The sequence below is a fragment of the Pseudoalteromonas sp. Z9A5 genome (genome assembly GCF_011378875.1).
In the GTDB taxonomy this organism is placed as follows: Bacteria; Pseudomonadota; Gammaproteobacteria; order Enterobacterales; family Alteromonadaceae; genus Pseudoalteromonas.
On the sequence record NZ_WTLC01000003.1, the window covers coordinates 105,536 to 119,839 of the forward strand.

Annotated in this window: 9 protein-coding genes; 3 read left to right on the top strand and 6 right to left on the bottom strand. The window is 36.8% G+C overall.

Features of this window, described 5'->3' with window-relative positions; all coding sequences use genetic code 11:
* Positions 1 to 77: 77 nt before the first annotated feature.
* On the top strand, positions 78 to 1,802 hold the full coding sequence (locus GQR56_RS03040; protein ID WP_166109115.1) for a proline--tRNA ligase: 1,725 nt from the start codon (positions 78 to 80) through the stop codon (positions 1,800 to 1,802).
* Positions 1,803 to 2,736: 934 nt separating this feature from the next.
* Here GQR56_RS03040 and GQR56_RS03045 read toward each other — a convergent pair.
* From GQR56_RS03045 to GQR56_RS03060, 4 genes are all read right to left on the bottom strand, one after another.
* The gene (locus tag GQR56_RS03045) at positions 2,737 to 5,796 is read right to left on the bottom strand and encodes an ATP-binding protein (protein WP_166109116.1); all 3,060 of its coding nucleotides are present in this window, start codon (positions 5,794 to 5,796) and stop codon (positions 2,737 to 2,739) included.
* A gap of 479 nt (positions 5,797 to 6,275) precedes the next feature.
* Complete coding sequence (locus tag GQR56_RS03050) at positions 6,276 to 7,484, bottom strand: ABC transporter permease (RefSeq protein ID WP_166109164.1); 1,209 nt, start codon at positions 7,482 to 7,484, stop codon at positions 6,276 to 6,278.
* Positions 7,477 to 8,265: an ATP-binding cassette domain-containing protein gene (locus tag GQR56_RS03055; RefSeq protein ID WP_166109117.1), complete on the bottom strand. Its 789-nt coding sequence runs from the start codon at positions 8,263 to 8,265 to the stop codon at positions 7,477 to 7,479. The genes GQR56_RS03050 and GQR56_RS03055 overlap by 8 nt, the downstream gene beginning before the upstream one ends.
* Positions 8,262 to 9,074: a DUF3025 domain-containing protein gene (locus tag GQR56_RS03060; protein ID WP_024612495.1), complete on the bottom strand. Its 813-nt coding sequence runs from the start codon at positions 9,072 to 9,074 to the stop codon at positions 8,262 to 8,264. The genes GQR56_RS03055 and GQR56_RS03060 overlap by 4 nt, the downstream gene beginning before the upstream one ends.
* Before the next feature lie 118 nt (positions 9,075 to 9,192).
* Here GQR56_RS03060 and GQR56_RS03065 point away from each other — a divergent pair, with 118 nt between their 5' ends.
* Positions 9,193 to 10,818 (top strand): M28 family metallopeptidase, encoded by a 1,626-nt coding sequence (locus tag GQR56_RS03065; protein WP_166109118.1) that lies wholly within the window; start codon positions 9,193 to 9,195, stop codon positions 10,816 to 10,818.
* A gap of 126 nt (positions 10,819 to 10,944) precedes the next feature.
* Positions 10,945 to 12,120, top strand: a complete 1,176-nt coding sequence (locus GQR56_RS03070) for a putative manganese transporter (RefSeq protein ID WP_166109119.1) — start codon at positions 10,945 to 10,947, stop codon at positions 12,118 to 12,120.
* A 71-nt stretch (positions 12,121 to 12,191) separates the two neighbouring features.
* Here the strand turns inward: GQR56_RS03070 and GQR56_RS03075 are convergent, their stop codons facing one another.
* Both GQR56_RS03075 and GQR56_RS03080 read right to left on the bottom strand, forming a co-directional pair.
* A complete protein-coding gene (locus tag GQR56_RS03075; protein ID WP_166109120.1) occupies positions 12,192 to 12,557 on the bottom strand; it encodes a DUF805 domain-containing protein in 366 nt (121 codons plus the stop codon).
* Between the two features lie 154 nt (positions 12,558 to 12,711).
* On the bottom strand, positions 12,712 to 14,298 hold the full coding sequence (locus GQR56_RS03080; RefSeq protein WP_166109121.1) for a dihydrolipoyllysine-residue acetyltransferase: 1,587 nt from the start codon (positions 14,296 to 14,298) through the stop codon (positions 12,712 to 12,714).
* Positions 14,299 to 14,304 lie beyond the last annotated feature (6 nt).

The following is a 14,304-nucleotide window of genomic DNA, read 5'->3' on the forward strand; positions in this document are numbered from 1 at the left end:
GCGCTTTAGTGTAAAAGCATCCGCTGGTAAACTTAAGCTCTATTAAAAGAACATAATTACTCTATTTCGGAAAAAACATGCGTACAAGCCAATATATACTCGCAACACTTAAAGAAACGCCATCAGATGCTGAAATCGTATCGCATCAGTTAATGCTTAGAGCCGGTATGATCCGTCGCGTCGCTTCGGGTTTATACACTTGGTTACCCTCTGGTTTACGCGTGCTACGTAAAGTAGAAAACATTGTACGTGAAGAAATGGATAAAGCTGGTGCAATTGAAATGCTAATGCCAGTTATTCAACCTGCTGATTTATGGGAAGAGTCTGGTCGTTGGAATGAATTTGGTCCTGAGCTTATGCGCTTTACAGACCGCCATAATCGTACATTTGCACTTGGTCCAACGCACGAAGAAGTAATTACTGATTTCGTACGTAAAGAAATAAACAGCTACAAGCAGTTACCTGTAACGTTATACCAAATACAAACTAAAGTACGCGACGAACGTCGTCCTCGCTTTGGTGTAATGCGTGCTCGTGAATTTACAATGAAAGATGCCTACTCTTTTCACTTAAGTGAAGAGTGTCTAGATGCAACTTATAAAGCAATGCACAAAGCTTACTGTAATATTTTTGAGCGTTTAAACCTTGATTACCGCCCTGTTATAGCCGATACAGGCTCTATTGGCGGTAGTGTATCGCACGAGTTTCATGTACTTGCTGAGTCGGGTGAAGATGCAATTGCATTTAGTGATGGCAGCGACTACGCAGCTAATATTGAAAAAGCAGAAGCGCTAGCACCAAGCGAGCCTCGCCCTGAAGCATCAAAAGAGCTAAAGGCATTTCCAACGCCTGATGCTAAAACTATTGACGAGCTTAAAAAAAGCTACGGTGTTAAGCCACATCGCTGTGTTAAAACGCTAATAGTTTACGGTACGCCTGATGAAAACGAAGTACGTGGTTTAGTTGCCTTAGTACTGCGTGGCGATCACGAATTAAACGAACTAAAAGCTGAAAAGCACCCATTAGTAGACTCTCCGCTTGAAATGGCAACAGAGGCAGATATTGTTGCTGCTATTGGTGCAAAACCTGGTTCATTAGGTCCTGTTGGCTTATCAATGCCAATTATTGTTGATCGAACAGCTAACATACTTGCTGATTTTGTTGCCGGTGCTAATAAAGACGACGAACATTACAGCGGTATTAACTGGGATCGTGACGTAACTGATTACGAAGTTGCAGATATTCGTAATATTGTTGAAGGCGATATGAGCCCATGTGGTCAAGGCGTTTTACAAATTAAACGCGGTATTGAAGTAGGTCATATTTTTCAACTTGGCACTAAGTACTCAGAAGCGATGAAGGCGGGTGTATTAAACGAAGGTGGTAAAAACCAAACAATGACTATGGGTTGTTACGGTATTGGCGTATCACGTATTGTTGCCGCTGCCATTGAGCAAAACAACGATCAATACGGGATCATTTGGCCTGCACCTATCGCACCATTTGATTTAGCAATTGTGCCTATGAATATGCACAAATCACATCGTATTCCTGATATTGCTAATAACCTTTATCAAGGTTTAAAAGATGCAGGGCTTGATGTGTTGTTTGATGACCGTAAAGAACGCCCTGGCGTTATGTTTAACGATATGGAGCTAATTGGTGTGCCATTTACCCTCGTAATTGGTGAGCGTAACCTTGACGAAAACAAAGTTGAGCTTAAAAACCGTCGTACGGGTGAAAAGCTAATGGTTGATATCGACACAGCAATCGATGTAATTAAAGCAGCCGTTAAAGGTTAAGCAAAAATAGCTTAAATATAATTTAAAAACCGCTTTTTTAAAGCGGTTTTTTTATATCTAAATTTTATATGTGCTATTTAGCCGCACAAACAGTAAAAATAACACCACCCTACTATTTAAATATTTGATGTTCATTTAAGCTATAAAGACTGTAGAGCCGATTACTTACTCAATTTTTTAAACTCAGTAGAATCTAACACACTTTATTTAGTGGGTGTTATTATTGATTTATGGTCAATGAAACGACATTTTTATTTGCACTTTTCGCATTATCAATGCATTAAGCTCTATACAACAAAAAGCAGCTAGCGGTACACGCATCATTTATATTCCCGGTAATCATGACTAAACGTTCAGAAGCTATATAAATCAAACTGTATTTGGGTTCTAAGTCCACCAGCAGTTTATTTACACCACTAAAACTAATAAACATTTTTTACTCGTACACGGCGATGACTTTGATTCCGCTACTCGTCATAGCAAACTGATTAGTATTGCTGATTATGCAGGATGCGATTTATTATTTCTGAATCGGTGGTCCAATCGAATACGTAAATTATTTGGTGGTAATTACTACTTACTTGAATCATGGATAAAAGCTCGGCTACACAAAACACGTGAAGCTATGAAACATTTGAAGATGCTGCTATTTATGAAGCTAAAAAACGTAGATGGAATTATTTGTGGGCATATTAATCACCCTAAAATAAAAGTTGATAACGGAATTATGTATTTAATGATTGGGATTGGATTGAGAGCTGTACGGCGCTTGTAGATCAGCAAAATTGGGAAATTGAGCTACTACATTAGCCATATACACTGAGCGTGCTCGATACTGCCGATGTAACAAAATTAGATATATTAAGTTAGATATATTAACTAATACAAAGCCTAAAAAATCAGCTGCGTAAGCAGCTGAATAATTTATTTTGAATCAACTTAGCCAGGTGATGAGTTTATCTTTTAACGTTTGTGGTTTTATCGGCTTAGTAATGTAGTCGTTCATTCCTGCGGCTAAGCAGCGCTCTCTATCACCTTCCATTGCACTTGCCGTCATCGCTATGATAGGTATGTGCGTGTAATCTACCCCAGCTCTACTATTTCTTATTTCACTTGTTGTATCGTAACCATTTAAGTTAGGCATTTGGCAATCCATTAAAATAACATCGAAGGCTTGCTCTGTATTTTCTTTTAAAGCTTCTAATGCTTCTATACCATCTGATGCACAAGTGATTTTAACTTTAGTACGTTTTAAAATCGCTTTGGCTACTTCAATGTTTATCATATTATCGTCTACTAATAAAATATGATAAGCCGACAAATCAGGCTCTACTTGTTCTTCGGTTAAGCCTTTAGGTGGTGTAATTATAAACTCACTACTAGCCCCAAACAAACTAGCCAGCTTATAGCTAAATTGATCTTGAGTAAGTGGTTTATTCAGAATATGGCTGCCCTCAGGTAGTACTGTTTTAATTGGCTTGTCTGTAACCATATCCCGTAAAATTAATACATATTTTTTATTGTGCTGTTTACAATGATCAATTAATGCATTTATTTGAGGATGCTCATCATCAATAATTAATAAATCAGCATCAAACTCTTTATGCTCACTAAAGTAATCAAGCCTTGTAACATTAGACGTATCTACTTTGCACGTAAGCTGCAGTAAATCACACACATTTTTATAAACATTATCACGTGCGATTAGCGCTGCAACATCAATAGCGGTTGATAGTTCGATACCAGAGTTTAGCTTTTTTTGTTGTGCTACATGTAACTCAACTGTTGCGGTAAATGTACTACCAACACCCTTTTCACTTGTTACAGTAATATTCCCACCCATTAACTGAGCAAGCTTTTTACATATGGATAAGCCTAAACCGGTTCCTCCAAAGTGACGAGTAGTGCTTGAATCTTCTTGCGTAAATACTTCAAATAGTTTGTCTATGTTTTCTGGTGCAATGCCTATACCTGTATCTTTAATGGTAAAGCTCATTAATAGCTTAGAATCGGTAATATATTTAGAGCCAACAGTTAAACTTACTTCACCCCGGTGGGTAAATTTAAATGCATTATTAACTAAATTAATTAAAATTTGTTTAAGTCGATGGCTATCGCCTATTACCATTCGGTCTATTACATCTTTTGTATCTAAAAATACTTCAAGTCCTTTACGCTGACCGTGTAGTGCTAAAGAGCTAATCATATCGCTACACACTGTAACTACATCAAACGTATGGTTATCTATATCAAGTTTTCCTGCTTCTATTTTAGAAAAATCAAGAATATCGTTAATCAAGTTCATCAGTGAGTTAGCACTGCTATTTGCAAGTTTTAAATAGTGGTATTGTTGATCAGATAAGCCATCTTCTTTGAGCATTTCAAGCATACCCAACACACCATTCATTGGGGTGCGTATTTCATGCGATATATTGGCTACAAAGTCACTCTTCGCTTGGCTAGCTGCTAGTGCTTGATCTATAGCATGTTCTAGCTCAATTGTTCTTTGTGATACTTTAAGCTCTAAAGTGCTATTTAGACCTTCGAGTTCTGATTGAATATTTTTTAATGAGCTTATATTTCTTAAAATTGCACCCACTTGGTAACGCTCGTTATACACATCAAAAATACTAGTTAAGGTAATTGAATAGTATTGTGTATTACCATCGTTATCTATGTACATGGCTTCAAATGGCATTTTTGTGCCATCTGTTATTGTGTCTTTAATACAGTTTTTATCTTCTTCACTTAAAGTAAATAATGATATGAACTGAGTATTTTCGTTTTCAAGTGAAGTACCAAACACTTCTTTTGCAGTATTATTAAAATGTACTATTTCACCTGTTTCTTCAATTGTAAAAATGGCATCAAGTGAGTTTTCTATTACCCTGTTATTTTGCTCTTTTAATGAGTGTATAAGTAATTTTCTGTTTATAAATCGCTGATATAAAAATGTTATAATCAAAAACACACTAAAAAAGACTAACAACATTACTATAAAGTTTTGACGTCTTTCGCTTACTTTTTCTAATAAAATATCAGTACTAATACTCACCGCAATCTCAAGAGGCAACATAGTAATATCGTCATCAAAATAAATACGCTTTTTAATAAAATAATGTTCGGGATAATTATTTAATGGGAGCGTACTTTCAGATAGCATATTTTCTGTATTAGTAAATTCTTGGTTCCACGTTTTACTTTTATTAAATTCAAAACCAAACCTAAAATCAGGATTAGGGTGATACAAAAATTCACCCTCGTTATTCATTAGGTAAATTTCGGTACCATGTGGCAATTCAACCGTTAAGCTATTAATTAATTGATCAGCAAAGTAATTTGTGACTAATACAGCAAAAACCTGTTTGTCTTCATCAAAAACAGGTTTTGCAACTCTAAAAGTACTAGTGTAAGGTTTTTGAATCTCACCATTTTCTCGGTTGTAGTTAATTGGTGAAATATAAACACTATGCTCATCTAACATGCTTGTTTTAATTATGTAGTCTCTTTGCCCTTTCTTTTGTAATTGCTGACCTTCTAGCCTTACAAGTTTGCCTTGGTGATTACGGTCAACTCTAACAACTTCTTGTCCGCCATCGGCAAGCATAATATATCGTGCTTGCAGTATGCTTTCGTCAGTGCGCATAAAACCAGAAAAAATACTGCCCAATCGTTCTTGCCAAACGCCAATAGGAGTACCTAATAAGGGATCGATTAATTTGTTTTCTGTTGCTCGCGTAATACCTTGAATAGGAGGAGTCGCGTCTAAAAATCGAATAGCGGTTACGCTATCTTGAAAGTGTTTTTTTAATGAAAGGCTTTTAGTTTCAAGCTCACGCTTAAGCTCTACTTGAGAAGAGTTGTAGATATCACTTCTGACTTTTTGTTCAAATATATACAGAGATGGTAAAGCTATAAGAACAAAAATTAATGCAGCAACAAGTATTAGCTTATTACTTTTTGTTACGCTCAAAAAAGTATTTCTTTTTAACATTTACCTTCACCATAAATTCTCATTATTGTTATTATAGAGCATTAGGGAATAAAAAGGACCCTATAACTAATCGGTTATCGCTATAAATTTCATTCTAAAAAAACTAAATCATTAGTTTTTTATAAAACTCATAATTACTATGAACAATAAGTAATCAAAAACATATCGACTTACCTATTTTATAATAAAGGTAAATACGTATTAGTAATTTATTGAGTCAGATAATTTAAGAATTCGTTATTGCTAGTTTTTATTAGCTGGTTAATTTAGTGGTAATACTTAACCTCAACGCTTACCTAAATCAATGAAGTAAACTTGTCTTAACGGTAAGATTTATCACTATACGATGTAGGAGAAATTAAGCTTTAAGCTTAATTTGATGCAGATAAATAATTACTAAATATTATTATAAATTATGGTTCGTCTGACTAAAGTAAGTAGAGTTCAAATGGAACCCTACTCACTTTAAGATTTAAACACTATCTAAATAATACATCTTCTCGGTTAAACCATTTAACACAAAATGCCAGTAGCCCCGCTGCAATAATTGCAGTAGCTAAAAATATCAAGCCTACAAATGTATAATCAACAGTCCCTTTTACTATTTCTTTAATTGCTAATGCTACGTTTGTTACTGGAATAAATGCTGTTTTTGCATTGAGTTCCATATTTGGCATTATTGAAATAATAATAGGGAAAAACACACCCATGCTAAGTGGAGCCATGTAGTTTTGTGCTTCTTTAAATGTGCGTGCATAGATAGATATAGCCAGTGCCAAAGCCGAAAATATAGCAGCCACAGGCAGTAGCAGTACAAATATCATCAGTAAATCGGTAACCGCTAATGTACTAAATGCCGCTTTAATAAAATCAAGATCGGCAAATGCTAACGCCAGTGCTATCCAGCAACCCATACTTAAGACCGTTATGGTTGTGGAAGCAATAGATGTAGTTAACAAGGTTATAAATTTACCAAGCACCAACTCTGTACGCGTAATAGGTGTAAGTAGCAGTGTTTCAAGTGTGCCACGTTCTTTTTCGCCTGCGCCTAAATCAATAGCGGGATAAGTAGCCCCCATTAGTACTAATGGTATAAGTAAGTAAGGTAAAAACCCGCCAATTTTTTCGCCAAGGTTTTCACGTTTATCGGCTGTATCCACCTTAATTACTTCAATTGGGTTAAGAATAGATTTTTGCACAGACACTTCAATACCAAAACTGATTAGCTTTTGAGTTTGCAGCACGTCACTGTATTCTTTTGCGAGCTCTTTGACGCGTTCGAATAAAAAGTTAATAGATTTTGAATCGTTAAAAACAACCTGCCACTGGCTTTGTTTACCATTATCTAGTGTTTGCTCAGCATGGCTTGGTAAATAAATACCCATATCAATATCGCCAGCTATAACGCCAGCTTTAAGCTCTTCAATGTTATTAAAGGTTTTAGCCCCTTTATAAAGCTCAAAACTTTTGTGATAAAACACTTTATCAGTAAACTCTTGTGCGTATTCACCATTAATAATGGCATACGTATTTACTTTTTGTTCGGCATCCATTGCTGCTTGTGAGCTTATAAATGCCATTACGGCAAACAATAACGGAAATATAGCGACAGGGAGTGCGACAACAAATAATAGCGTTTTTTTATCGCGTAATAACTCTCTTAATTCCTTTTTAAATACCTCAAACATCATGTTTCTCCGTTAATATGTTCATAAATGCTTGATTAAGCTCATCGCTTTTACCTGCCTGCTTAAATTCTTCTACTGTTCCGTCAAAGCAACTAATGCCTTCATTAATTACAGCGACTCGGTCACATAAAAGTGCAACTTCATCTAAATGATGGGTAGAAAAAATAACAGGTGTACCTTGCGCTTTTAAGCCTTTAATAAACTCAATAACAGTTTGGGTGGTCATTATATCAAGACCCGTTGTTGGCTCATCAAGTACAACAACTGCTGGGCGATGCACAACAGCACGCGCAATATTTGCTTTTTGCTTCATACCTGTTGATAGATTTTCTGCGCGTTTATCTACAAATTTATGCATATCGAGCAATGTAAATAGCTCATCACAACGCGATGCAATATCGTTTTTATCCATACCGTGGAGCTTTGCAAAATACTCTATGTTTTCTTTTACAGTTAAGCGGCCATACAAACCGGTAGAGCCAGATAAAAAACCGATAGACTTACGCCCTAGTAGCGGTTTTTTTACAATATCGTTTCCAGCAATTGTTATTGTGCCTTCATCGGGCTTTAACGCGGTTGAAATCATTCTAAGTGTAGTTGTTTTGCCTGCGCCATTTGGACCTAATAACCCTAGCACCTCACCTTTTGCGCAGCTAAAACTCACATCTCGTACTGAGTGAAAGTAATCTTTATCTTCACGAGGGTCGATGTCATCTATTTTATTTTTTTTGTGATCTTTAGTTAGCTTAAATTTCTTTTTAAGCCCAGCTACTTCTATCATGTTCGGTTCCTTCGTTTCGCTCTAAAATAATCTGTATTGTTGTAAAATGAGTCGTCTTTGTTTTCGTCATGCCAGCCAGGCACGCCTAGTAAAGGCAGTGGAGAAAGCTGTTTATTATCGGCTAAGCAGTTATCTGTTTTAATCATCTCATAAAGGGCTTGATCAAGGTACTTGTATTGAGTTACTAAATCTTTACAAAATATTTCATTAGGTACACAAACAAATAACGCTTTACCCGTTAAGCCTATATAAGGTTTAGTAAGCATTTCGTAATTTGCATGACCAAACATAAAAGGTTTTATTGTTTTTCCCCACTCATGTTTGTGTTCAATAAATGCTGTTTTCCATTGGTGATCGCAAAGCCACTGCTGCCATTTACTCTCGCTTATAGCTAATACAACACCACATTCATCAAAGAGCGTTAGTGCATTACGATGCTTAGTGCGATGTTGTAAACCATGCTCAGCTATATCTTGCACATGCCGCTCGTTTATCAACGCTTTGGTTTTAGGAAATAAACACCAAATAAAACCGCCAAATAAGTCATGCCAATTCTCTGTACGTGTTGGTACTTCGCCAGTTTCAAAAATAACTTGCTCATAATAACGATCGCCAAAATCTATTTTTGCGTCATCAATAAATTGTATAGGTAAGTTATTTGCATTAATTGCCTTTAGATATGGGGTAAACCATTGTGGGCTTGGCCAACTTGTTTGTTCATTAATTTTAAATAGAGTATTTAAATGGGAAAATGCACCACTTTGTAAACTACTTGGTTGCCACTGCTCAGGAGGAGTAAAACGCTTCATTATTATTAATTACTTACTAGTTTATACCTTAAAATTTGTAACAGTTTACCGCAAAAACTGGTTCTACTTAATAGAAGTTAATATACTAATCACAACTTAAAACAAGAAACGAGCTGATATGAAACATTATTTCTCTCTAACCCTACTTGCTACAGCTGTATTAGCAGGTTGCGCAACAACAAGTATAACTCCGGCTGACGTAACAAATGGTTACAACAGTATTCAAGCAGATGAACTTGCTAAGCATGTAAAAGTACTGGCATCTGATGAGTTTGGTGGTCGTGCTCCTTCTTCACCTGGCGAAAAACTAACGCTTGATTATTTAACTGCGCAGTTTAAAGCTTTAGGTTTAAAACCAGGTAATGGCGACAGTTACTTACAAGAAGTGCCATTGGTTTCTTTAGAAGCTGATTCGAACATGGTGCTTAGTATTGGCGGTAAAGACTACCAATACAAAAAAGACATGGTTATGGGTAGCAGTCGCATAAGCGCTCAAGAAGGCATAGAAAACTCTGAACTTGTATTTGTAGGCTACGGCGTTAACGCACCAGAATACAGTTGGAATGATTACGAAGGTTTAGACGTTAAGGGCAAAACGGTTGTAATGCTGGTTAACGATCCAGGCTTTGCAACAAAAGATCCTGCGTTATTTACTGGCGACGCAATGACCTATTATGGGCGTTGGACATACAAATATGAAGAAGCAAGTCGTCAAGGTGCAGCTGGTGCAATTATTATTCATGAAACAGCACCTGCGTCATATCCATGGTCAGTAGTTGAAAACTCTTGGAGCGGTGAGCAGTTTGGTTTTCAAAAAGAAAACAATAATATGGACCGTGTAGCCGTTGAAGGCTGGGTTACAACTGACGTAGCAAAAGAGCTATTTACTAAAGCAGGCTTGGATTTTGATACCGTTAAAATAAATGCTGCTAAAGGTGCTTACCATGTTGATATGGGCGATTTAACTGCTTCTGTTAATATTAAAAATACGATTAAAAAATCGGTGTCGTATAACTTTATCGCCACTTTACCTGGTAGTGAAAAACCAGATGAGCATGTTATTTACTCCGCTCATTGGGATCACTTAGGCACAGATAAAACACGTAAAGGCGATCAAATTTATAACGGTGCTCACGATAATGCAACGGGCACAGCGGGTCTTATTGAAGTAGCTGAAGCTTTTACTAAATTACCTAAGCACCCTAGCCGCTCGATGACCTTTTTAGCTGTAACAGCTGAAGAGCAAGGCTTATTAGGTTCTAAATACTATGCCGCAAATCCAGTAATTGCAGCAAATAAAACCGTTGCTAACATCAATATGGATAGCTTAAATTTATTAGGCAAAGTAAAAGATATGAACGTAGTTGGTATTGGTAAATCTCAAATGGATGAGTTTTTAACTAATGCAGCTAAAGAGCAAAGCAGAACAATATCTGGCGATCCTAAACCATCATCGGGTGGTTACTACCGCTCTGATCACTTTGCATTTGCAAATATGGGTATTCCGGCAATGTATGCAGGCGGTGGTACTGTGGCTGCTGATGAAGAAACAGCTAATTATCGTAAACGCATGAGCTTAGTACTTCGCGGTTGTTACCATCAACCGTGTGACCGCTACCGTGATGAATGGGATTTATCGGGTGCTGTTCAAGACTTACAATTATTTTATAAAGTAGGTTTTGATATTTCTGAAACAGAACAGTGGCCAACGTGGAATACAAACTCTGAATTTCAGCGTAAGTAGCCTTATTTGAGTTTACTTATCGAAAAATTCAAAGTGAGTAATCGATTTAAATAGATGCAAATGATATTGATTATCATTTAATTAAAATATACAGTGTGACTTAGTTAATTAATTAGGTCGCATTGTATGATTTTACTCCCTCAAATTGGTTTTATTACTCCAGCCTCAAAACGATTCATGAGTCAAAATAAACGCTTATTGCTGCCTTTATTTATTTTAGCGTGTTTAGCATTTCCGCATTTACGAGAAATAACAATTACGGCACTTAGCGATGCTTTTTTTCAGGTAAGCGTGTTTGTTGCCGCTACCCTCTTAATTTATTACTACGCTATAGAGCACTTACCTCAGTTAGAGCTAAGTTACTTAAGCGCTAAGTCGCCTATTTTAGAAATTAGCTTTGCTGCTGTTTTAGGTGCATTACCTGGCTGTGGTGGCGCTATTATAGTTGTTACGCAGTTTACTAAAGGTCAGGCTAGCTTTGGCGCTATTGTCGCAGTTTTAGCCGCAACGATGGGCGATGCTGCATTTTTATTACTTGCTACACGTCCCAGCGAAGGCTTACTCATTATGGGTATTGGGCTGCTGGTGGGTACTTTTAGTGGCTTGCTGGTTAATGCGATACATAAAAAAGATTTTTTACGCCCTACAGCGCAAGAACAAAAACACCAAATAAAAATACTCCCTACAAATATTATTAAAATCAGTAAACCAATTTGGATGGTGGCAATTATTCCAAGCCTAATTATTGCTTTTTTGATTGCGTTTAATGTCGATTTTTCAACATTTGGCGCCAGTACAAGTGCTGTAATTAATGTGTTTGGCGCAGCTATGGCATTATTTGTAGTTAGTATTTGGGCACTTTCATCAAAAGGTGAAAGTTATAAAGAAGTAACTTCAGAAGACGATACGTGTAATCCCCCCTCTAAAATAGTAAAAGTATTACAAGATACCCATTTTGTAACTGCATGGGTTGTAGCATCATTTATGTTATTTGAAATTTTAGTCAATATTGTTGGGCTTGATTTAAAAACGTGGTTTGTACACTACGCTTATTTAGCACCACTGATTGCTGTACTTATTGGGTTTTTACCCGGTTGTGGTCCACAAATCATTGTAACTACTTTGTATATTCAGGGCATTATTCCTTTTAGTGCTTTAGCTGGGAATGCAATTTCTAACGATGGCGATGCATTATTTCCTGCAATCGCAATGGCGCCTAAAGCTGCTGTTATAGCTACGCTTTACACGTCTATCCCCGCATTAATAGTTGGTTATGGGTTGTATTTTTTTGCTGAAATTTAAAAGAATGAGAATTAAAAAACACAAAAAAGCTCAGCAATTGCTGAGCTTTTAATATATTGAGTTATTCTTACTTATACAGTTGCAGGTTCCACTGCTAATTCTTTTGGATTTGGACCAAAATCGTTCTCACCTTCGTGCGAATCTTGCGCAAGGAAAACAATTAAAACAATCCAGCCAATTACTGGCACTAGCCAAAGTAACTGCCACCAGCCTGAACGGCCAGTATCATGAAGGCGACGTGCGCCAGCACTCAAACTAGGTATCAATAGTGCTAAACTATAAATAGTACCAATAATAGCCACACCCATTAATGCATCAACAAATGAAAGTGCTATAGAGATTAAAGTGTTAATTAATACAAACATCCAATATGCTTTACGACGATTACGACCTGAAAAATCTGCGTAGCTACGCAACGCGTTCATATAATGTTCCATGAAATTTCCTTAATGTTATTTTTTATATTCCCTAATCGGGCTGTAAATTTTGTTACTTTTTAGTAACAGCTGTATATTAATTAAAAATCGCCCACTTTTAAACAAAAACCAGCTAAAAGCTGGTTTTTGTTCAAAATACACCGCAATAAAGCGACTAACTCATTGCCATCATCATTGCAGATGGGTTTTCTAGATATGATTTCCACAAATTATTAAAGCGGGCAATTGTGCCGCCATCAATAACGCGGTGATCGCCAGACCAACTTACTTGCATAATTGCTTTACTTACAACCTGTACATTGTCATCAAAACGCGGTAAGTGCTGTAATTTACCTAATGCAACAATGGCCACTTCAGGCTTATTAATTATAGGAGTTGCAATAGTACCGCCAATAGCACCTATATTAGAGATACTAATAGTCCCACCTTTTAAATCATCTGGTGCAACACGCCCATCTCGTGCTGAGAGAGTTAAACGAGTTAAATCATTCGCTACATCAACAATACTTTTACTCTGACACGATTTAATATTAGGTACTAACAAACCAATTTTAGAATCAACCGCTATACCGATATTATGGTCGTTATAATAAGTTAGTTCAGTGCAATCATCATTCACTTTAGAGTTAAGTACCGGGTACTCTTTCATTGCTAGCGAAAGTGCTTTTATGAAAAATGGCATCATGGTGAGCTTTATACCTTGTGCTTTATATTGCTCTTTTAATGAACTACGTAGAGCGATTAGCGCTGTTAAATCTATCTCGTCACTAAATGTAAAATGCGGAATAGTTGAAACAGATGCCATCATTTGCTTGGCCATTGCAGCCTTAATACCCTTAATTGGCTCTACTCGTACGCCACCGCTTAAAATCTGCGTTTGGTTTTGTACTGCACTTTGAGAAGCATCGCTATTAAGAGGTGATGTATCAATTGTATTTGGTACTTCGCCTTTTACAAATTCTTCAATGTCTTGCTTGTAAATTCGACCATTTTTCCCACTGCCTAGTACACAGGTTAAATCTACATCAAGCTCGCGTGCTTTACGGCGAACAGCAGGAGATGCAACTGCTTTTTGATTGACGACTTTTATCGCTTGCTCTACTTTCACCGATGATGGCATTTCTGCGACGGCATTAGTCTGCGCCTTTACGACAGCGTGGTTTATATCAACATTTGGCTTTGCTGCACTGCCTGCAATTGTCATTTGAAACAATGGGCTATGAACTTTAGCTATCTCACCTTTTTGATAATATAACTTTTGAACTGTACCTGTGTATTTTGCCGGAATTTGCACTAATGCTTTGTCAGTCATTACATCACAAACTGCTTGGTCTTCTTCTATTTCGTCGCCTTCTGCAACTAACCAATCAACAATTTCACACTCAACAATACCTTCACCAATATCGGGTAATATAAAGTCCTCAACTAAATCAGCTGCACCGTTATTAGTTTGAGGTGCTGTTTGTACTATTTCTTGTGCTGATCCATTACTTGGGCTCTCACCCGCTACATCCATCGCGAATAAAGGTGCATGTACTTTGGCAATTTCACCTTTTAAATAGTATAGCTTTGTAATTACGCCATCATGTACCGCTGGTATTTGTACCAATGCTTTATCAGTCATCACATCACAAATTGGTTGATCTTCAGACACAATATCGCCCTCTTTAACTAACCAATCAACCACTTCGCATTCAACAATGCCTTCGCCAATATCGGGTAATATAAAATCTTTAGCCATGGTAAC

Bases quoted from the DNA above. Each gene is read 5' to 3' on its own strand.
- GQR56_RS03040 (WP_166109115.1), top strand. From the start codon at position 78: ATGCGTACAAGCCAATATATACTCGCAACACTTAAAGAAACGCCATCA.
- GQR56_RS03070 (WP_166109119.1), top strand. From the start codon at position 10,945: ATGATTTTACTCCCTCAAATTGGTTTTATTACTCCAGCCTCAAAACGA.
- GQR56_RS03045 (WP_166109116.1), bottom strand. From the start codon at position 5,796: ATGTTAAAAAGAAATACTTTTTTGAGCGTAACAAAAAGTAATAAGCTA.
- GQR56_RS03055 (WP_166109117.1), bottom strand. From the start codon at position 8,265: ATGATAGAAGTAGCTGGGCTTAAAAAGAAATTTAAGCTAACTAAAGAT.
- GQR56_RS03050 (WP_166109164.1), bottom strand. From the start codon at position 7,484: ATGTTTGAGGTATTTAAAAAGGAATTAAGAGAGTTATTACGCGATAAA.
- GQR56_RS03080 (WP_166109121.1), bottom strand. From the start codon at position 14,298: ATGGCTAAAGATTTTATATTACCCGATATTGGCGAAGGCATTGTTGAA.
- GQR56_RS03065 (WP_166109118.1), top strand. From the start codon at position 9,193: ATGAAACATTATTTCTCTCTAACCCTACTTGCTACAGCTGTATTAGCA.
- GQR56_RS03060 (WP_024612495.1), bottom strand. From the start codon at position 9,074: ATGAAGCGTTTTACTCCTCCTGAGCAGTGGCAACCAAGTAGTTTACAA.
- GQR56_RS03075 (WP_166109120.1), bottom strand. From the start codon at position 12,557: ATGGAACATTATATGAACGCGTTGCGTAGCTACGCAGATTTTTCAGGT.